The sequence below is a fragment of the Paraburkholderia sp. A1RI_3L genome (assembly GCF_048957895.1).
In the GTDB taxonomy this organism is placed as follows: domain Bacteria; phylum Pseudomonadota; class Gammaproteobacteria; order Burkholderiales; family Burkholderiaceae; genus Paraburkholderia; species Paraburkholderia kururiensis.
In genome coordinates this window covers 186,554-204,992 of the sequence record NZ_JARCHA010000002.1, presented here as the reverse complement: position 1 = coordinate 204,992, position 18,439 = coordinate 186,554, and the positions used below count along the sequence as shown (strand labels likewise).

Sequence of the window (18,439 nt, the reverse complement as noted above, 5' to 3'; positions counted from 1 at the left end):
ACTCCTCTCGCTTCGTAAAGCACTTTTTAAGCAGTCTGCGTATCGACGGTTTTGCCAGCAGCTTCGGCCGTCGCAACGGGCGCCGGTTCGAGCCGCCAGACGCTCGTTCCCTTGACTGCCTTGTCGAGGCCATCGAGCAGCGCCTGGTGTGCGGCGAGTTCCTCGTCGGTCGCAACGATCACGGGCAGGGCCAGCGAACTCGCCTGCAGCAGCGGTGCGCCGGCTTCACCCGCCGCCGCGGCGGTTTCCCCGATCATGTCGATCACGAGGCTTTCCTGGCCGCGTGTCATCGACAGGTAGACCTCCGCGAGCAACTCGGAGTCGAGCAGTGCGCCGTGCAGCGTGCGGTGCGCGTTGCTGATGCCGAAGCGGTCGCAGAGCGCGTCGAGCGAATTGCGCTTGCCCGGGAACATCTGCTTGGCCTGCACGAGCGTATCGATGATTTCGCCGCACTGCTCGCGAAACGACGGCAGTCCGAGCAACGCAAATTCCGCTTCGAGAAAGCCGATGTCGAACGGCGCGTTATGGATGATGATTTCCGCGCCACGCACGAAGTCGAGCAGCGCGTCGGCGATTTCGGCGAATTTGGGCTTGTCGCTCAGAAATTCGGTGGTGAGGCCGTGTACAGCGAGCGCGCCCGGGTCGCTATCGCGTTCCGGATTCACATAGAAGTGCAGGTTATTGCCGGTCAGCCGGCGGTTCACCAGTTCCACGCAGCCAATTTCGATGATGCGGTCGCCGGAACGCGCGTTGAGGCCGGTGGTTTCGGTATCGAGAATGATCTGGCGCATGTTGAGCGGTTCTACGTTGAGGTGTTGCGGGAAACGGCTTTAGCCGCTTGCCTGAGCTGTGGCTGTGAGGCCGGCTTCACGTGGGCGCGAGCGCGGCGACGCCGCGGTTCGCGAGCGCGTCGGCGCGCTCGTTCTCCGGATGGCCGGCGTGGCCCTTGACCCAGCGCCATTCGATCTCGTGGCGCCCGACGGCCGCATCCAGCCGCTTCCACAAATCGTCGTTCTTCACGGGCGTTTTCGCCGCGGTCATCCAGTTCTTTTTCTTCCAGCCGTGAATCCACTCGCTGATGCCTTTCTGCACGTATTGCGAATCGGTGTGCACGACTACGCGGCAGGGGCGCTTGAGCGCGTCCAGCGCGGCGATCACAGCCATCAGTTCCATGCGGTTGTTGGTGGTCTGCGCCTCGCCGCCGAACAGTTCTTTTTCCTGCGTGCCGAAGCGCAGCAGCGCGCCCCAGCCGCCCGGACCGGGATTGCCCTTGCAGGCGCCGTCCGTGAATATTTCGACGAAGTCGGGAGAAGTCATGGGTTCCTGTTGCGTGGATGAGGGGTGGCGGCCGGCGCGAGGCCGGCGGCCAGCACCGGCTTTTTCACCTTCACGGGCCCGACGAGGCGCATGCCGCGCACGCGCTTGATCGCCGTGACCATGTAGACGGCGCCGAAGATGGGCCACCAGCGGTCGCCTGCGCTTTCCATGAAGGCGTAGCGCGCGAGCCACTGGTCGGTGGCAAGCGGCGGACGATAGCAGCCGAAGCGCCCGCGTTCAAGTTCGAAGCCGAGCAGCTTGATCCAGTCCTTGAGACGCGTGAACGCGATGAGGTCGTGCTCGCCGGGCAGGAACGGGCGCCCCGCCACCTTGCCCACCGACTGGCGGGCGCCCCACAGGCTGAGCGAATTGAAGCCGAGAATCACCAGTTGCCCTTCTGGCATGAGCACGCGCTCGGCCTCGCGCAGCAGACGGTGGGGGTCGCTCGTGAACTCGAGCGTGTGCGGCATCACGATGAGGTCGACGCTTTGCGTTTCGAGCGGTAGGTCCAGCAGGTCGCACCACACCACGCTGCGGCCCTCTGGGGCATGACGCGGCGCGGGTGCCGGCCAGACGGGCGCAACCGGCCCGGCGATGCCGGCCTCGCGCGGCAGGGTGTAGGGGGCGCTCGCGACGCTTTGGGCGTCGAGCAGCAGGCCCCGGCATGGCATGCGGTTCTCGCGCAGTCCGTCGAGTTGCGGCAGGCCGAGTTGCAGTGCGTGATAGCCGAAGACGTCCGACACCACGCGGTCCAGCTGCTCCTGTTCCCAGTCCAGCACGTAGCGGCCGGGCGGCGAGGCGATCCAGGCGGGCCAGTCTATAATCGGTCGGTCAGACATATTGAAGAATGCGTCGCCCATGAATGCGCTTGCGTACGAATACGTACCCGTCTCGGCGTTTGAAGACAACTACGTCTGGGTCGTGTCAGACGGTCGCGATGCGATCGCCGTCGATCCGGGCGAAGCCGGCCCGGTGCGCGCGTATCTGGCGAAGCGGGGCTGGCGGCTCGCCGCTATTTTACTCACGCACCATCACAACGACCACGTCGGCGGAGTGGCCGATCTGCTGAAAGGCGAGGCGCTGCCCGTCTACGGTCCGGCAGCCGAGCAGATTCCCAGCGTCACGCATCCGCTTGCGGGCGGCGACCACATCCACATCGCCCAGCCGGCGCTCGAATTTTCCGTGATTGACGTGCCCGGCCACACGCGTGGCCATATCGCGTACTTCCAGGCGGCCGACCCGCTCGGCACGCCGCACGTGTTTTGCGGCGACACGCTGTTCGCCTGCGGCTGCGGCCGGCTTTTCGAGGGCACGCCGGCGCAGATGCTGACCTCGCTCGACGCGCTCGCGGCGCTCCCCGGCGCGACCCAGGTGCATTGCGCACACGAATACACGCTTTCGAACATCCGTTTCGCGCTGGCGTGCGAGCCGGCCAATAGAGACCTTGCCGCGTGGCGCGATGAGGCCATCGCCCGGCGCGAGCGAAACGAGCCCACGCTGCCCACCACGATCGCGCACGAGCGCGCCGTGAATCCGTTCCTGCGTGCCGGCGACCCGACAGTCCAAGCCACGCTTGCGCAGTCGCTCCACGAAACGGTGTCGGACCGCCTCGCGGCGTTCACGCTCATGCGGGAGTGGAAAAATCGCTTCCGCTGAAGCGTTGTCAACGCGCTTTCCAGCCGTTGTAAATCGCGGCGATCTTCATCCCATCACTATGGAAAATTGGCCAAGCATCGGATTTAGCTTGGTTTTTCCCGTTATTTCCAATTGACGGAAACGCTTGGCTTCCCGTACCATCGGCTCCAAATTCCAGCCTTGTGGAAGCCGATTCATGCGATTTATCTTTAGTGCGCTAGTGGTCCTCATGCTCGCCGCGTGCGCGAGCCAGGGGCCGACTGCGAGTCAATCCGCCTCACCCGATCCCAATACACAGCAAGTTGTAGCCGACACCCTCCGCAAGACTGCCTCCGCCAAAGAAACCATCGACGTCGACAACGGTTCCGTCGATCAGCTCACCAGCGCCGATACCGATCTGTGGGCGCGCATCCGCCGCGGTTTCCAGATGCCCGACCTGCAGAGCGACCTGGTCGACATGCAGGTCAACTGGTATGCGCAGCGCCCCGCCTACGTGGCCCGCATGACCGAGCGGTCGCAGAAGTACCTCTATCACATCGTCGAAGAGCTCGAGGCGCGGCACATGCCCACCGAGCTCGCGCTGCTGCCGTTCATCGAATCCGCGTACAACCCGCAGGCCCTTTCGGTCGCGAAGGCGGCGGGCATGTGGCAGTTCGTCCCGGGCACGGGCCGCACCTACAACCTCAAGCAGAACATGTGGCAGGACGAGCGTCGCGACGTGCTTGCGTCGACCAGCGCCGCGCTCGACTATCTGTCGCGCCTGCATGACATGTTCGGCGACTGGTATCTCGCGCTCGCGGCGTACAACTGGGGCGAAGGCAATGTGCAGCGCGCTATTGCGCGCAACCAGGCGGCGGGGCTGCCCACGGACTACCAGAGCCTGCGCATGCCGAACGAGACGCGCAACTACGTGCCGAAGCTGCAGGCCGTCAAAAACATCGTGACGAACCCGCAGCAGTACGGGCTCGCGCTGCCCTCCATCCCGAATCACCCGTACTTCGTGACGGTCACGACTTCCCACGACATGGACGTCGACGTGGCCGCGAAGCTGGCGAACATGTCCACGGACGAATTCCGCTCGCTTAACCCGTCGTTCAAGAAGCCGGTCATCCTCGGGGCGACGCAGCCGCAGATCCTGCTGCCGTTCGACAACGCGAGCGCGTTTGAGCACAACCTGAAGGCCTACAAGGGCCAGCTCTCGTCGTGGACCACGTACACGGTGACCGAGCGCGCGCGCCCTGTGGCACTCGCCGAGAAGATCGGCGTGGACGCGGACACGCTCATGTCGGTCAACAAGATTCCGGCGGGCATGCGTCTGAAACCGGGCTCTACGCTCGTGGTGCCGCGCAGCGGCGGTGACGACGACGAAGACATCAGCGCCGACGTCGCCGAAAGCGCCGTGCTGGCAATGGAGCCCGACGTACCCGACACCCGCAAGATGCTGATCCGCGTGCGCCGCAAGCAGTCGATGGCCGCCGTGGCGAGCCGCTACGGTGTTTCCGTCGGTCAGTTGCAGGCGTGGAACCGCACGCATCGGACGCTCGTCAGCCCGGGGCAGGTGCTCGTGTTGCACGTGCCGGTCGGCAAGTCGATGCCGAGCGAGCCGGGCCCCGAAAAGCTCGCGACCACTGTGCAGGGCGGCGGCGTGGAGAAGGTCAGCGCAAGCGTTCCGGACAAGCCTGCCGGTTCGCGCTACGATAAGAAGCACGGTCACGCTCGCACCGGCGTCGTCAAGGTTTCGGCGGCTGCGAAGAAGACGCCGGCTGCATCGACGAAGGCGCCTGCAAGCGTGTCCAGCAAGGCATCGAAGTCTGCGGCAAGCCGCCCGAAGACCGCAGGCGAAGCGCGCAAGCGCAAGTAAAACAAGCGGCCCGCCTGGGGTGACCACATGCGTTGCGGGGGCAGCGCATGAAACGCGCTCCGATCACACCTGGTATTTTCATGCGCCGTCACCTTGCGTGACGGCGTTTTCATTTTGCTGTAGCCGTTCCCGTCGCCGCGCGATGCTGATTCGGTGGGGTGTGGCGTCGAATCCGCGTCCGGCAGGCGTGGCCGCTTTCCAGTATCGTTCCGGTTTCTCGCCGGCCGATGCGCCGGCGCTTACACAGTGCTCGTCCGACGTTCCCATGTCCTCTACCCAGTTGCGTGTGTTCGTGCTGTTTTCCGCGGGGTATTTCGTCTCGTACGTGTTCCGCGGCGTCAATCTCGGCTTCGCGCCGTTGATCACTCATGAACTCGGACTTTCCGCAGCCGATCTTGGCCTTCTCACCAGTCTCTACTTCCTCGGCTTCGCGGGTGCCCAGATTCCGGCAGGCGTGCTGCTCGATCACTACGGCGCGCGCCGCGTAACGGCGGGGATGCTCCTCTTTGCTGCGGCCGGCGTATGGGTCTTCGGCGCGGCTCATGGCGTGGCCGGGATGATGGCAGGGCGGCTGCTGATCGGTGTGGGCGTTTCCGTATGTCTCGGCGCGGCGTTCAAGGCGCTTGCGCAGCATTACCCGCAGGCGCGGTTGCCGCTCATGAACGGGCTCGTGATGGCGGTCGGCGGGCTGGGCGGCGTTGCAGTCGGATCGCCTCTGACCTGGCTATTGACGTTTGCGGGCTGGCGTACGGTGTGCGTTGGTTTGGGCGTGCTTACGATGGCCGTGTCTGCCGCGCTCTGGCTCGGCGCACCGGAGTCGCGCGACTCGCAGCATCGCCAGGGCGGGCTCGTGAGTCAGTTCAAGGGCACGTGGCACATCATGCGCAGCGCGGCGTTCTGGAGGATGGCGTCGTTCTCCGTCGTCACGCAGGGGGTGTTTTACGCCATGCAGTCGCTGTGGGTCGGTGCCTGGCTACGCGATGTCGCGGGCTTCGCCGGGCCGGCCGCGGCCGCGCTCGTATCGGTGTTGGGCTTCGCGATGATGGCAGGTTGCGTGGGCTTTGGCGCGGCGGCCCGCGGCCTCGAGCGTCAGGGCATTTCTTTGTACGCGTTCTGCGGCATCGGCATGGCGCTGTTCGTCGTCACCCAGGTCCTGATCGTGTGCGGCGCGCCGCTGCCCGCTGGCTTCCTGTGGGCGGCTTACGGCTTCTTCGGCGGCACCGGCATCCTGAGTTACGCGGCGATGGCGCGACATTTCCCGGCGCATTTGATCGGACGCGTTAATACGACGCTCACCCTCGTTATCTTTCTGCTGATCTTCGGTTTCCAGATCGGCGTGGGCGCTGTGTTGTCGCACTGGCCCGAAATGGACGGACATTATCCGCGCGCGGCGCATCTCACCGCCTGGGGCATCCTGATTGCGCTGCAACTCGCAAGTGCGGTGTGGTACGTACTGCCAGGTCCGGCGATGGCGGAATCGGCCGCGCTTTCGGCCGAGCGGCAGCTCTGAGCGACTCGAACCTGAAATGGGCTGGAGAACCGGATTGGCGCGCTCGTCCGGTGTCCCGCAATCACGATGTCGAGCCTTGCCGTGCACGAACGACTGGGGACTCATCGGCTGCCCGTGGGGCCGGGTGGACTATAGTGAATACGGTCAGCGAACCGTCGCGGTTCTGGCCCTAACGTCCCGGGATTTGAAGATAACGTCGCTTTCAGGCTATAATTCGAAAGTTTCAGCTTATCAACCCGCACCCTAGCGCCTACCTCCTCCAAACCGTTCATCCGCCGCGCGTCGGCGTGCATTCGCACGCAATATGTACGCAACAGGCAGCGGAAGGCGCGCCGCAGCTCCCGTCCGGTCCGCTCGTTGAGAGCCGCGACCGTCCGCCGCGAGCGCGACGCCTGCCGCCAGCCGCGACGGGCTCTCGCGCGCATCGAACGATGCCGCTGCCTCAGCCCGTACGGTCGGATCAACAGGTCGGCAACAGGGTGTTCCCCCAAGGAGTCTCCCGTGTTGCCGTCTTTTTCTCCTGCTCTGCTCGCGCTTGCCGACGGCACGGTCTTTCGTGGTTACTCGATCGGCGCGCCGGGCCATACCATCGGCGAAGTCGTGTTCAACACGGCCATGACGGGCTATCAGGAAATCCTGACCGACCCGAGCTACGCCCGCCAGATCGTCACCCTCACGTATCCGCATATCGGCAACGTCGGCGTCAACGCTGAAGACGTCGAAGCCACGAAAGTCCATGCCGCCGGTCTCATCATTCGCGACCTGCCGGGGCTCGCGTCGAACTTCCGCATGGAGCGTTCGCTCTCCGACTACCTGCGCGACGAAAACGTGGTGGCGATTGCGGGCATCGACACGCGCAAGCTCACGCGCATTCTGCGTGACAAGGGCGCGCAAAACGGCGCGATCGTAGCGGGCTCGGCAGACGAAGCTCAGGCCATCGAACTGGCGCGCTCGTTTCCCGGCCTTGCCGGCATGGACCTCGCGAAGGTGGTCTCGACGCAGCGCGAGTACGTCTGGACGACGACCGAATGGCAACTGGGCGAAGGCTACGGCGTGCAGAACGAGCCGAAGTACCGCGTGGTCGCCTTCGACTACGGCGTGAAGCACAACATCCTGCGCATGCTCGCGCAGCGCGGCTGCCACGTCACGGTGCTGCCCGCCCAGGCGAGCGCGGCCGACGCGCTCGCGCTCAATCCGGACGGCATCTTCCTCTCCAACGGTCCCGGCGACCCGGAACCGTGCGACTACGCCATCGCGGCCACGAAGGAATTCATCGCGCGCGGCATCCCGACGTTTGGCATCTGCCTTGGCCACCAGATCATGGGGCTCGCCGTCGGCGCAAAGACGATGAAGATGAAGACCGGCCACCACGGCGCGAACCACCCGGTGAAGGATCTTGCGGACGGCCGCGTCGTGATCACGTCGCAGAACCATGGCTTCGCGGTGGATGCCGACACGCTGCCCGCCAACGCGCGCGTGACGCACGTGTCGCTGTTCGACGGCACGCTGCAGGGCTTCGCGCTGACCGACAAGCCGGCGTTCTGCTTCCAGGGCCACCCGGAGGCGTCGCCGGGGCCGCACGACATCGGCTATCTGTTCGACCGGTTCACGGCGTTGATGGACGCCGCCCGCAACACCGGCGCGACGGATCGCACGGCTGCTGCCTGAAGAGCCGGCACGAAGGACGCAGCGCCGGCGGCGTACCCTGCCGCCCGAGCGCGCGAGCAAGCAAGGAACACAGGAATACATCTACGAGAGCGTTATGCCCAAGCGGACAGACATCAAGAGCATCCTCATCATCGGCGCCGGTCCGATCATCATCGGCCAGGCGTGCGAGTTCGATTATTCGGGCGCGCAGGCGTGCAAGGCGTTGCGGGAGGAGGGCTACAAGGTCATTCTCGTCAACAGCAATCCGGCGACGATCATGACCGACCCGAACACGGCCGACGTCACCTACATCGAGCCGATCACGTGGGAAGTGGTGGAGCGCATCATCGCGAAGGAGCGCCCTGACGCGATCCTGCCGACAATGGGCGGCCAGACCGCGCTCAACTGCGCGCTCGACCTGTTCCGCGAAGGCGTGCTGGCGAAGTACGACGTCGAGCTGATCGGCGCCTCGCCGGAAGCCATCGACAAGGCCGAAGACCGCCAGAAGTTCAAGGACGCGATGACCAAGATCGGCCTTGGCTCGGCGAAGTCCGGCACGGCGCACTCGATGGAAGAGGCGCTCAAGGTGCACGCGGAAATTGCCCAGGCCACCGGCACGGGCGGTTATCCGATCGTGATTCGTCCTTCGTTCACGCTGGGCGGCTCGGGCGGCGGCATTGCGTACAACCGCGAAGAGTTCGAGGAAATCTGCAAGCGCGGGCTCGACCTCTCGCCTACGCGTGAGCTCTTGATCGAAGAATCGCTGCTGGGCTGGAAAGAGTACGAGATGGAAGTGGTCCGCGACAGGAAGGACAACTGCATCATCGTGTGCTCGATCGAGAACCTGGACCCGATGGGCATCCACACCGGCGACTCGATTACGGTCGCGCCGGCACAGACGCTCACGGACAAGGAGTACCAGATCCTGCGCGATGCCTCGCTCGCCGTATTGCGAGAGATTGGCGTGGATACGGGCGGCTCGAACGTGCAGTTCTCGATCAACCCGCAGAACGGCCGCATGATCGTGATCGAGATGAACCCGCGCGTGTCGCGTTCGTCGGCGCTTGCCTCGAAGGCAACGGGCTTTCCCATCGCGAAGGTCGCGGCGAAGCTCGCCGTGGGCTATACGCTCGACGAACTCAAGAACGAGATCACGGGCGGTCAGACGCCGGCGTCGTTCGAACCGACCATCGACTACGTGGTCACCAAGATTCCGCGCTTCGCGTTCGAGAAATTCCGCGAAGCCGACCCGCGCCTGACGACGCAGATGAAGTCCGTGGGCGAAGTGATGGCGATCGGTCGCACGTTCCAGGAGTCGTTCCAGAAGGCGCTGCGCGGCCTCGAAGTGGGCGTGGACGGTCTCGACGAAAAGACCACGAACCGCGACGAAGTGATCCGCCAGATCGGCGAGGCCGGTCCGGATCGCATCTGGTACGTGGGCGACGCGTTCCGCCTCGGCATGACGCGCGAGGAAGTCTTCGAGGAAACGTCGATCGACCCGTGGTTCCTCGCGCAGATCGAACAGATCGTGCTCAAGGAGAAGGCGCTCGCCGGCCGCACGCTCGCAAGCCTTTCGAAGGAAGAGCTGTACTTCCTCAAGCAGAGCGGCTTCTCGGACCGGCGTCTCGCGAAACTGCTGGGCGCGACGCAGACCGACGTGCGCCGCCGCCGTATCGAACTCAACGTGCGCCCCGTGTACAAGCGCGTGGACACGTGCGCGGCCGAGTTCGCCACGAAAACCGCGTACATGTACTCGACCTACGAGGAAGAGTGCGAAGCGCAGCCCACCGACAAGAAGAAGATCATGGTGCTGGGCGGTGGCCCGAATCGGATCGGCCAGGGCATCGAGTTCGACTATTGCTGCGTGCATGCCGCGCTCGCGATGCGCGAAGACGGCTACGAAACGATCATGGTCAACTGCAACCCCGAGACCGTTTCCACCGACTACGACACATCCGACCGTCTGTACTTCGAGCCGCTCACGCTCGAAGACGTGCTCGAAATCGTCGACAAGGAAAAGCCGCTCGGCGTGATCGTGCAGTACGGCGGCCAGACGCCGCTCAAGCTCGCACTCGATCTGGAGGCGAACGGGGTGCCCATCGTCGGCACGTCGCCTGACATGATCGACGCCGCGGAAGACCGCGAGCGTTTCCAGAAGCTGCTGCAGGACCTGAACCTGCGTCAGCCGCCCAACCGCACCGCGCGTACCGAAGAGGAGGCGCTCAAGCTGGCGGACGAGATCGGCTATCCGCTCGTCGTGCGTCCGTCGTATGTGCTGGGCGGGCGCGCGATGGAAATCGTCCACGAGCCGCGCGACCTCGAACGCTACATGCGCGAGGCCGTGAAGGTCTCGAACGACTCGCCGGTGCTGCTCGACCGCTTCCTCAACGACGCGATCGAATGCGACGTCGACTGCATCTCCGACGGCGAAGCGGTGTTCATTGGCGGCGTGATGGAACACATCGAGCAGGCCGGCGTGCACTCGGGTGACTCGGCGTGCTCGCTACCGCCGTATTCGCTCTCGCAGGAAACGGTTGCCGAGCTGAAGCGCCAGACGGCCGCGATGGCGAAGGCGCTCAACGTGGTGGGCCTGATGAACGTGCAGTTCGCCATCCAGCAGGTTCCGCAGGACGACGGCTCGAAGCGTGACGTGATCTACGTGCTCGAAGTGAACCCGCGCGCCTCGCGTACCGTGCCGTACGTCTCGAAGGCGACCAGCCTGCCGCTCGCGAAGATCGCGGCGCGCGCGATGGTGGGCCAGAAGCTCGCGGAGCAGGGCGTGACGCGCGAAGTGGTGCCGCCTTACTTCAGCGTTAAGGAAGCCGTGTTCCCGTTCGTCAAGTTCCCCACCGTCGATCCGGTGCTTGGACCGGAAATGCGTTCGACCGGTGAAGTGATGGGCGTGGGCAAGACCTTTGGCGAGGCGCTTTTCAAGTCGCAGCTCGCCGCGGGCTCGCGCCTGCCCGAGTCGGGCACGGTGTTGCTTACGGTGATGGACGCCGACAAACCGAAGGCAGTGGAAGTCGCCCGCATGCTGCACGAACTCGGCTATCCGATCGTCGCGACGCGCGGCACGGCCGCGGCCATTCAGGCCGCCGGCGTGCCGGTGAAGGTGGTGAACAAGGTGAAGGACGGCCGTCCGCACATCGTCGACATGATCAAGAACGGCGAGATCGCACTCGTCTTCACGACGGTCGACGAGACGCGATCGGCGATTGCGGACTCGCGTTCCATCCGCATGAGCGCCCAGGCAAACAAGGTCACGTACTACACGACCATGTCGGGCGCGCGTGCCGCGGTGGAGGGTCTGCGGTACCTGAAGAACCTGGAAGTCTATGATTTACAAGGACTCCATGCTCGCCTAAACTAAGGCTTCGATCACCAGTCCAATTCGTAACTGCCGCGGTTAGGCGGCGTCCCGAAGGCTACGGCCTGATACCAGCGTATCGTGGCCGGTTCCGCACCGGGATGCACTTAACCGCGGTGATTTTTTTTATGGCCGTTTTTGGCCACATGAGTCGTCTATGAGCACTATTCCCTTGACCAGACGTGGCGCGGATCAACTGCGCGACGAACTGCAGCGTCTTAAAACAGTCGAGCGTCCCGCAGTCATCAATTCGATCGCGGAAGCCCGCGCACAAGGTGACCTGTCGGAAAACGCCGAATACGATGCAGCCAAAGAAAAACAGGGCTTCATCGAAGGCCGCATTGCGGAGATCGAATCGAAGCTGGCAGCGGCGCAGGTCATCGATCCCGCCGCACTGGAAGCGGACGGCCGCGTCGTGTTCGCGGCAACGGTGGAACTCGAAGACCTTGAATCGGGCAAGACCGTGACGTATCAAATCGTCGGCGACGACGAAGCCGACCTCGAGCACGGCCTCATCTCCATCAGCTCGCCCATCGCGCGTGCGCTCATCGGCAAGTCGGAAGGCGACGTCGCCGCCGTGCAGGCGCCAAGCGGCGTGCGCGAGTACGAAATCATCGAAGTCCGTTACGTCTGAGCGGCGCCGTGCAGGTGTCCTCGATGCCTCACCGGGTATTCCGGCTTATCGTCGTAGTCTGGGTCGGCAGCTTGCTGACAATCGGCTACGCGGTCGCGCCCGTGCTGTTCACTTCGCTCGATCGCATGACGGCGGGCAGCGTCGCGGCGCAACTCTTTCGCATCGAAGCGGTGATCGGTGTGGTGTGCGGCGTGTTGCTGCTCGCGCTCGGCAATCTGCTCGTTCGGCGCGGTAACGATGTGTATCGCCGGCTGCGCTGGGTGATGACGGGCATGCTGGTGTGCGTGCTCGTCGGTTACTTCGGATTGCAGCCGTTCATGAATGCGCTGCGCGTAGCGGCCCTGAATGCCGGTACGGATGTGGGCCATTCCGCATATGCAAGCCGCTTCGGGCTGCTGCACGGCGTATCGAGTCTGTTCTATCTGGTGGAGAGTCTCTTCGGCCTCGCGCTGGTCTGGATGCTTCCCGGCAGCGCGACGCTCGCGGCGCCGCTCCGGTCGGGCGCACAGCGCGATGCTGCATAACCGCCTGGACGTGCTGGGGCCGTTTGACGCACCTCCGGCGAAAGGCGCGTAAGCGCCTTGCCGATTCCTGTTGCGGCCTTACTTGGTGCCCTGGTGCTGTCGTTTTGCGCCCGTCTGGCGCTTTTTCGCCCGTTTCACGTTGCCGCCCGCCGTCACGCGTTCATTGCCGCGTACCACGACGAGTTCGGGCCTGTTCCGGCGCATCGGGTTGTCGCTCGGCTTGACCACTTTGACGACGCGCGGCGCGCGGCCTTTCGGCGCGGCAGGCTCTGCGGCCCGCGCCTCGCGGGCGCCCGGAACGGCCGCTTTGCGAGCCGCACCGCGCCTCGCGGCGGGTTCGGCGGGCCGGGGCTTCCAGATCACGAGCAGCTTGCCGATGTGCTGGATCGGCGCGGCGTTGAGCCGGTCGCAAATTTCCTCGTAGATGGCGAGGCGCGTTTCGCGCTCGTCGCCGAACACGCGGATCTTGATGAGTTCATGGGCCGTGAGGTGCACCTTGATCTCTTTGAGAACGGCGTCGGTCAAGCCTTCGGCGCCGACGAGTACGACCGGTTTGAGCGCGTGCGCTTCGGAGCGCAGTGCGGCGCGTTGGTCGGAGGAGATTTGGAGGGCGGGCATGGCGGCTGTGGGAGTTCAGGACTCGACTAGAATGGCGGCGCCCGCTCGCCGCATGGGCGCGAGGAGCGGCTCGCCGGAACAAGGGAAAACGTGGGGGAAGAAACAACCCGCAAGCAGCCCTGCGGCCCGGTACGGGCGGGGGCGGCAGCCACGTAAATAAAACGCGTATTATCCGCTAAAAGTGCGGCATCACGCAGCAACAGTTCAACGGTAATGGCAAAAAATCGATTCAACCAGTCGTGGCTGCACGACCACATCAACGACCCGTACGTGAAGATGGCGCAGCGGGAGGGGTATCGCGCCCGCGCCGCCTACAAGCTCAAAGAGATCGACGAGCAGGACAAGCTGATCCGGCCCGGTCAGGTCATCGTCGATCTTGGCGCTGCGCCGGGGAGTTGGAGCCAGTACGTGCGCAACAAGCTCGCGCAGGGCGGCCGACGCGACGCGGCGCGCCAGGGCGGTATCGACGGCACAATCATTGCGCTCGACCTGCTGCCCATGGAGCCCATTGCCGATGTCCATTTCATCGAGGGCGATTTCCGCGAGGAGAGCGTACTCGCCCAGCTTGAAGAAGTCGTGGGAGACCGGCCGGTGGACCTTGTAATTTCCGACATGGCACCCAACCTGTCCGGCGTGGCCGTTGCCGACGCCGCGCGCATCGAGCACGTTTGCGACCTGGCGCTGGAATTCGCCCAGCAGCACCTCAAGCCGGATGGCGCCCTTTTAGTCAAGTGCTTTCACGGCAGCGGGTATAGCCAGATCGTCGAGAAGTTCAAGCACCAGTTCAAAATCGTGGCGGCCCGCAAGCCGAAGGCGTCACGCGATAAATCGGCTGAAACGTTTATTTTGGGCAGACAGCTGAAACGTCCGGAAGCCCGCGACAAGTGACGGTTGCGGGGCATCGCCGGATGCCGCCAGGGCCGCTTCTGGCGCGGTTTCCGGCTATCCCTGCAGTAGCGATTCGTTATGGCAGGGGTCTGCGGACTGGATTAGAATGCTTTCGTGGTGCCGCAAGGCAAATGTAGGCGCCCGTCTATGAGTGAAGGAGTGGTGCTTTGAACAACAACATGTTTTCGAAGGCAGCAGTGTGGCTGGTCATCGCACTGGTGCTGTTTACTGTGTTCAAGCAGTTCGATAAGCCCCGCGTCCAGGAAGGCGTCTCGTATTCGCAGTTCATGGACGACGCCAAGAACGGTAAGGTCAAGAGCGTTATCGTGCAGGGGCGGAACCTCACGGTCACTCCGTCAGACGGCCAGAAGTATCAGATCGTGTCGCCCGGCGACATCTGGATGGTCGGCGATTTGATGAAGTATGGCGTCCAGGTGAGCGGCAAGGCCGATGAAGAACCCAATGCGCTTGTCTCGGCGCTGTATTACCTTGGACCAACCATCCTCATCATCGGCTTCTGGTTTTACATGATGCGACAGATGCAGGGGGGCGGGAAAGGCGGGGCCTTTTCGTTCGGCAAGTCCCGCGCACGCCTCATCGACGAGAACAACAACGCTGTCAATTTCTCCGACGTCGCCGGCTGCGACGAAGCCAAGGAAGAAGTGTCCGAACTCGTGGACTTCCTGCGCGATCCGCAGAAGTTCCAGAAGCTGGGCGGTCGCATTCCGCGCGGCGTGTTGCTCGTCGGCCCTCCGGGTACCGGCAAGACGTTGCTTGCGCGCGCTATCGCAGGCGAAGCAAAGGTGCCGTTCTTCAGCATCTCGGGTTCCGACTTCGTTGAGATGTTCGTCGGCGTGGGCGCGGCGCGCGTGCGCGACATGTTCGAGCAGGCGAAGAAGCACGCGCCGTGTATCGTGTTCATCGATGAAATCGATGCGGTGGGTCGTCATCGTGGCGCCGGCATGGGCGGCGGCAACGACGAGCGCGAACAGACGCTGAACCAGATGCTCGTGGAAATGGACGGCTTCGAAGCGAATTCCGGCGTGATCGTGATTGCTGCGACGAACCGCTCCGACGTGCTCGACAAGGCGTTGCTGCGTCCGGGCCGTTTCGACCGCCAGGTGTACGTCGGCCTGCCCGACATTCGCGGTCGCGAACACATCATGAAGGTGCATTTGCGCAAGGTGCCCATTGCGAACGACGTTGATGCGGCGGTGATCGCGCGCGGCACGCCGGGCTTCTCGGGCGCCGATCTCGCGAATCTCGTGAACGAGGCTGCGCTCTTCGCGGCCCGCCGCGGCAAGCGCATCGTCGAAATGCAGGACTTCGAAGACGCGAAGGACAAGATTTTCATGGGTCCGGAGCGCAAGTCCGCCGTGATCCGTGAGGACGCGAAGCGTGCCACGGCGTACCACGAGTCGGGCCACGCCGTGATCGCAAAACTGCTGCCGAAGGCGGACCCGGTGCACAAGGTCACGATCATTCCGCGTGGCCGGGCGCTCGGCGTTACGTGGCAATTGCCTGAGCACGACAACGAAACGTACTCGAAGGACTACCTGCTCGATCGTCTTGCGATCCTGTTTGGTGGGCGTGCAGCCGAAGAACTGTTCCTGAACCTGATCAGCACAGGCGCGTCGGACGACTTCAACAAGGCGACGCAGACGGCACGCGCCATGGTGGCTCGTTTCGGCATGACGGACGCGCTGGGGCCGATGGTGTATGTCGACGACGAGAACGACGCTTCGCCGTTCGGCCGCGGGTTCACGCGTACGATTTCCGAGGCGACGCAGCAGAAGGTCGATGCCGAAATCCGTCGCGTGCTGGACGAGCAGTACAGCCTCGCAAGGCGTCTGCTCGAAGAGAACCGCGACAAGGTTGAGGCGATGACCGCCGCGCTGATGGAGTGGGAGACGATCGACGCCGATCAGATCAACGACATCATGGCGGGCCGTCCGCCGCGCTCGCCGAAGAGCGCGCCGCCGCCGGCCAGTGACGCCTCATCGTCCGGTGGCAGCAATACGGGCACCGAGGTCAAGCCGGGCAGCGCTGCCGCACCGGCGTAATAGAGGCCGCATAACGTACGGGCCGGTGTGACACCACACCGGCCCGTTTTGCATTCCTAGTCACGTCGAAAGCGTTTTCGTGTCCAGCATCGAATCGCGGTCTTATCCGCTTCCCGCGCCGCTACAGTGCGGCCGCTTTACCCTGTCGTTCGAGCGTCCGCTCGTGATGGGCATTCTCAACGTCACGCCCGATTCCTTCTCCGATGGCGGCAAGTTCATTGCCCGCGGCGACGCTTTGCGTCAGGCCGAGCGGATGATGCTCGACGGCGTCGACCTGATCGACATCGGCGGCGAATCGACGCGGCCGGGTGCGCCACCCGTGCCGCTCGACGAAGAACTCGAACGCGTGATTCCCATGATCGAGCAATTGCGCGACGCGAACGTGCCGTTGTCCATCGATACCTACAAGCCCGAAGTGATGCGGCAGGCATTGGCCGCGGGCGCCGACCTGATCAACGACGTCTGGGGTTTCCGGCTGCCGGGCGCAATCGACGCGGTTCGCGACAGCCGCTGCGGCCTCTGTGCAATGCACATGCTTGGCGAGCCGCAAACCATGCAGCGCGGCGAGCCGGCGTATACGAACGTGGTGGACGACGTGCGTCAGTTTCTCGAAGAGCGCGTGCGCGCGCTGACTGACGCGGGCATCGCGCGCGAGCGCATCAGCGTCGATCCTGGCTTTGGTTTTGGGAAGTCCGTGGTCGAGCACAACTACGCGCTGCTCGCGCATTTGCGCGACACAGCGCCGCAGGCGGATCCGCCGTTCCCGATTCTGGTCGGCATGTCGCGCAAGTCGATGCTGGGCGCGGTCACGGGTCGTTCGACCCCTGACCGCATGGCGGCGAGCGTGGCCGCCGCCGTGTGCGCAGCGGAACGGGGGGCGGCGATCGTCCGCGTGCACGACGTGGCACCGACGGTGGACGCATTGAAAGTTTGGGCAACAGTGCGCGACGCGGCACGCCGCGTTTGATCCGCACGGGCCCTCAATATAAGGAAGGGAGGACCACAAGCAATGGCACGTCGCTATTTCGGTACAGATGGCATTCGAGGCAAAGTCGGTGCGGCGCCGATCACGCCGGATTTCGTGTTGCGCCTCGGCTTTGCCGCGGGCAAGGTGCTTGCCGGCGCGGACCGCTGGGCCCGGTCGGGTACGCGCCCCACGGTACTGATCGGCAAGGACACGCGCGTTTCGGGCTATATGCTCGAAGCGGCGCTCGAATCGGGTTTCTCTGCAGCCGGCGTCGACGTGATGCTTGCCGGCCCGATGCCAACGCCTGGCATCGCGTATCTCACGCGCGCGTTGCGCCTCGCGGCGGGCGTCGTCATTAGCGCTTCGCACAATCCGTACTACGACAACGGCATCAAGTTCTTCTCGGCGGATGGCAACAAGCTGCCCGACGAGGTCGAACTCCAGATCGAAGAGCAACTCGAGAAGCCGCTCGATTGCGCGCCGTCCGAACAGCTCGGCAAGGCGCGGCGCCTCGACGACGCGGCGGGCCGCTACATCGAGTTCTGCAAGGGCACCTTTCCTCAGACGTTCGACCTGCGCGGCATGAAGCTCGTCGTCGATTGCGCCCACGGCGCGGCCTATCACATCGCGCCGCACGTGTTCCATGAGCTGGGTGCGGACGTGATCCCGATCGGCGTCGCGCCGAACGGTTTCAACATCAACGACGGTGTGGGCGCCACTGCGCCGGACGCATTGGTGCGCGCGGTGCGCGCGAACCACGCGGACCTCGGTATCGCGCTGGACGGCGATGCGGACCGCCTGCAGGTCGTGGACGCAGCCGGCCGCCTCTATAACGGTGACGAACTGCTTTACGTGCTGGTCCAGGACCGCATCGCGACAGAGGGCAAGGTCGAAGGCGCCGTCGGCACCTTGATGACCAACATGGCGGTCGAAGTCGCGCTGCAACGTGCCGGCGTGAAGTTCGTCCGCGCAGCCGTGGGCGACCGGTACGTGCTCGAACAACTGCGCGAGCACGGCTGGCAACTGGGCGCCGAAGGGTCCGGCCACATTCTGTCGCTGGATCGTCATTCCACCGGCGACGGCATCGTCTCTGCGCTGCTCGTGCTCGCCGCGATGAAGCGCAGTGGCCGCACGCTCGCCCAACTGCTCGAAGGCGTGAAGCTGTTTCCGCAGAAGCTCATTAACGTGCGGATGCAGCCCGGCTCGGACTGGAAGGGCAGCGATGCGATTCGCCACGCGATTCGCGAGGCCGAGAGCGCGCTGGCCGATCGCGGCCGCGTGCTGATCCGCGCCTCGGGCACCGAGCCCGTGCTGCGCGTCATGGTTGAGGCGCAGGCGGAGCAGGACGCCGTGCGCCATGCCGAAGCCATCGCCGACGTGGTGAAGCGCGCAACAGCGTAATCATCAG

The 18,439-nt window shown here is 64.4% G+C and carries 15 protein-coding genes; 11 read left to right on the top strand and 4 right to left on the bottom strand.

All coding sequences use genetic code 11. The annotated features are described in order from the left end of the window. Positions 1 to 26 precede the first annotated feature (26 nt). The 3 genes from dnaQ to PXJ20_RS06990 form a co-directional block, all read right to left on the bottom strand. On the bottom strand, positions 27 to 791 hold the full coding sequence (gene dnaQ / locus PXJ20_RS07000) for a DNA polymerase III subunit epsilon (RefSeq protein ID WP_199540391.1): 765 nt from the start codon (positions 789 to 791) through the stop codon (positions 27 to 29). Between the two features lie 76 nt (positions 792 to 867). Further along, positions 868 to 1,317 carry a ribonuclease HI gene (rnhA, locus tag PXJ20_RS06995; protein ID WP_017776169.1) on the bottom strand — a complete coding sequence of 150 codons (450 nt, stop codon included), beginning with the start codon at positions 1,315 to 1,317 and terminating at the stop codon, positions 868 to 870. Continuing rightward, entirely contained in the window at positions 1,314 to 2,156 is an 843-nt protein-coding gene (locus tag PXJ20_RS06990; RefSeq protein WP_026121733.1) for a class I SAM-dependent methyltransferase, read from the bottom strand. Before PXJ20_RS06990 ends, rnhA begins: the two co-directional genes overlap by 4 nt. 19 nt (positions 2,157 to 2,175) lie before the next feature. On the opposite strand from PXJ20_RS06990, the gene gloB reads away from it, so the two are divergent. The 7 genes from gloB to PXJ20_RS06955 all read left to right on the top strand — a co-directional run bounded on the left by gloB (position 2,176) and on the right by PXJ20_RS06955 (position 12,495). Further along, the gene (gene gloB / locus PXJ20_RS06985; protein WP_421029629.1) at positions 2,176 to 2,973 is read left to right on the top strand and encodes a hydroxyacylglutathione hydrolase; all 798 of its coding nucleotides are present in this window, start codon (positions 2,176 to 2,178) and stop codon (positions 2,971 to 2,973) included. Between the two features lie 175 nt (positions 2,974 to 3,148). Next, positions 3,149 to 4,813, top strand: coding sequence for a transglycosylase SLT domain-containing protein (locus PXJ20_RS06980; protein ID WP_199540393.1), 1,665 nt, complete (start codon positions 3,149 to 3,151; stop codon positions 4,811 to 4,813). A 265-nt stretch (positions 4,814 to 5,078) separates the two neighbouring features. After that, positions 5,079 to 6,323 (top strand): MFS transporter, encoded by a 1,245-nt coding sequence (locus PXJ20_RS06975; RefSeq protein ID WP_421029628.1) that lies wholly within the window; start codon positions 5,079 to 5,081, stop codon positions 6,321 to 6,323. Between the two features lie 501 nt (positions 6,324 to 6,824). Next, entirely contained in the window at positions 6,825 to 7,991 is a 1,167-nt protein-coding gene (gene carA, locus PXJ20_RS06970; protein ID WP_421029627.1) for a glutamine-hydrolyzing carbamoyl-phosphate synthase small subunit, read from the top strand. Positions 7,992 to 8,085: 94 nt separating this feature from the next. After that, positions 8,086 to 11,340: a carbamoyl-phosphate synthase large subunit gene (gene carB, locus PXJ20_RS06965; RefSeq protein WP_421029626.1), complete on the top strand. Its 3,255-nt coding sequence runs from the start codon at positions 8,086 to 8,088 to the stop codon at positions 11,338 to 11,340. Between the two features lie 154 nt (positions 11,341 to 11,494). Next, positions 11,495 to 11,971, top strand: a complete 477-nt coding sequence (gene greA, locus PXJ20_RS06960; protein ID WP_017776176.1) for a transcription elongation factor GreA — start codon at positions 11,495 to 11,497, stop codon at positions 11,969 to 11,971. A 23-nt stretch (positions 11,972 to 11,994) separates the two neighbouring features. Continuing rightward, positions 11,995 to 12,495: a DUF4149 domain-containing protein gene (locus PXJ20_RS06955; RefSeq protein WP_026121736.1), complete on the top strand. Its 501-nt coding sequence runs from the start codon at positions 11,995 to 11,997 to the stop codon at positions 12,493 to 12,495. Positions 12,496 to 12,573: 78 nt separating this feature from the next. Here PXJ20_RS06955 and PXJ20_RS06950 read toward each other — a convergent pair whose 3' ends face one another. Continuing rightward, entirely contained in the window at positions 12,574 to 13,113 is a 540-nt protein-coding gene (locus PXJ20_RS06950) for a YhbY family RNA-binding protein (RefSeq protein ID WP_413212216.1), read from the bottom strand. Between the two features lie 213 nt (positions 13,114 to 13,326). On the opposite strand from PXJ20_RS06950, the gene PXJ20_RS06945 reads away from it, so the two are divergent. From PXJ20_RS06945 to glmM, 4 genes are all read left to right on the top strand, one after another. Next, positions 13,327 to 14,001: an RlmE family RNA methyltransferase gene (locus PXJ20_RS06945; RefSeq protein ID WP_017776179.1), complete on the top strand. Its 675-nt coding sequence runs from the start codon at positions 13,327 to 13,329 to the stop codon at positions 13,999 to 14,001. A 167-nt stretch (positions 14,002 to 14,168) separates the two neighbouring features. After that, complete coding sequence (gene ftsH / locus PXJ20_RS06940; protein ID WP_017776180.1) at positions 14,169 to 16,064, top strand: ATP-dependent zinc metalloprotease FtsH; 1,896 nt, start codon at positions 14,169 to 14,171, stop codon at positions 16,062 to 16,064. Positions 16,065 to 16,143: 79 nt separating this feature from the next. Next, the gene (folP, locus tag PXJ20_RS06935; protein WP_421029625.1) at positions 16,144 to 17,031 is read left to right on the top strand and encodes a dihydropteroate synthase; all 888 of its coding nucleotides are present in this window, start codon (positions 16,144 to 16,146) and stop codon (positions 17,029 to 17,031) included. Positions 17,032 to 17,073: 42 nt separating this feature from the next. Continuing rightward, positions 17,074 to 18,432: a phosphoglucosamine mutase gene (glmM, locus tag PXJ20_RS06930; RefSeq protein WP_421029624.1), complete on the top strand. Its 1,359-nt coding sequence runs from the start codon at positions 17,074 to 17,076 to the stop codon at positions 18,430 to 18,432. Positions 18,433 to 18,439: the final 7 nt, after the last annotated feature.

Bases quoted from the DNA above. Each gene is read 5' to 3' on its own strand.
- PXJ20_RS06945 (WP_017776179.1), top strand. From the start codon at position 13,327: ATGGCAAAAAATCGATTCAACCAGTCGTGGCTGCACGACCACATCAAC.
- dnaQ (WP_199540391.1), bottom strand. From the start codon at position 791: ATGCGCCAGATCATTCTCGATACCGAAACCACCGGCCTCAACGCGCGT.
- rnhA (WP_017776169.1), bottom strand. From the start codon at position 1,317: ATGACTTCTCCCGACTTCGTCGAAATATTCACGGACGGCGCCTGCAAG.
- PXJ20_RS06990 (WP_026121733.1), bottom strand. From the start codon at position 2,156: ATGTCTGACCGACCGATTATAGACTGGCCCGCCTGGATCGCCTCGCCG.
- PXJ20_RS06955 (WP_026121736.1), top strand. From the start codon at position 11,995: ATGCCTCACCGGGTATTCCGGCTTATCGTCGTAGTCTGGGTCGGCAGC.
- gloB (WP_421029629.1), top strand. From the start codon at position 2,176: ATGAATGCGCTTGCGTACGAATACGTACCCGTCTCGGCGTTTGAAGAC.
- PXJ20_RS06980 (WP_199540393.1), top strand. From the start codon at position 3,149: ATGCGATTTATCTTTAGTGCGCTAGTGGTCCTCATGCTCGCCGCGTGC.
- PXJ20_RS06950 (WP_413212216.1), bottom strand. From the start codon at position 13,113: ATGCCCGCCCTCCAAATCTCCTCCGACCAACGCGCCGCACTGCGCTCC.
- glmM (WP_421029624.1), top strand. From the start codon at position 17,074: ATGGCACGTCGCTATTTCGGTACAGATGGCATTCGAGGCAAAGTCGGT.
- PXJ20_RS06975 (WP_421029628.1), top strand. From the start codon at position 5,079: ATGTCCTCTACCCAGTTGCGTGTGTTCGTGCTGTTTTCCGCGGGGTAT.
- greA (WP_017776176.1), top strand. From the start codon at position 11,495: ATGAGCACTATTCCCTTGACCAGACGTGGCGCGGATCAACTGCGCGAC.
- carB (WP_421029626.1), top strand. From the start codon at position 8,086: ATGCCCAAGCGGACAGACATCAAGAGCATCCTCATCATCGGCGCCGGT.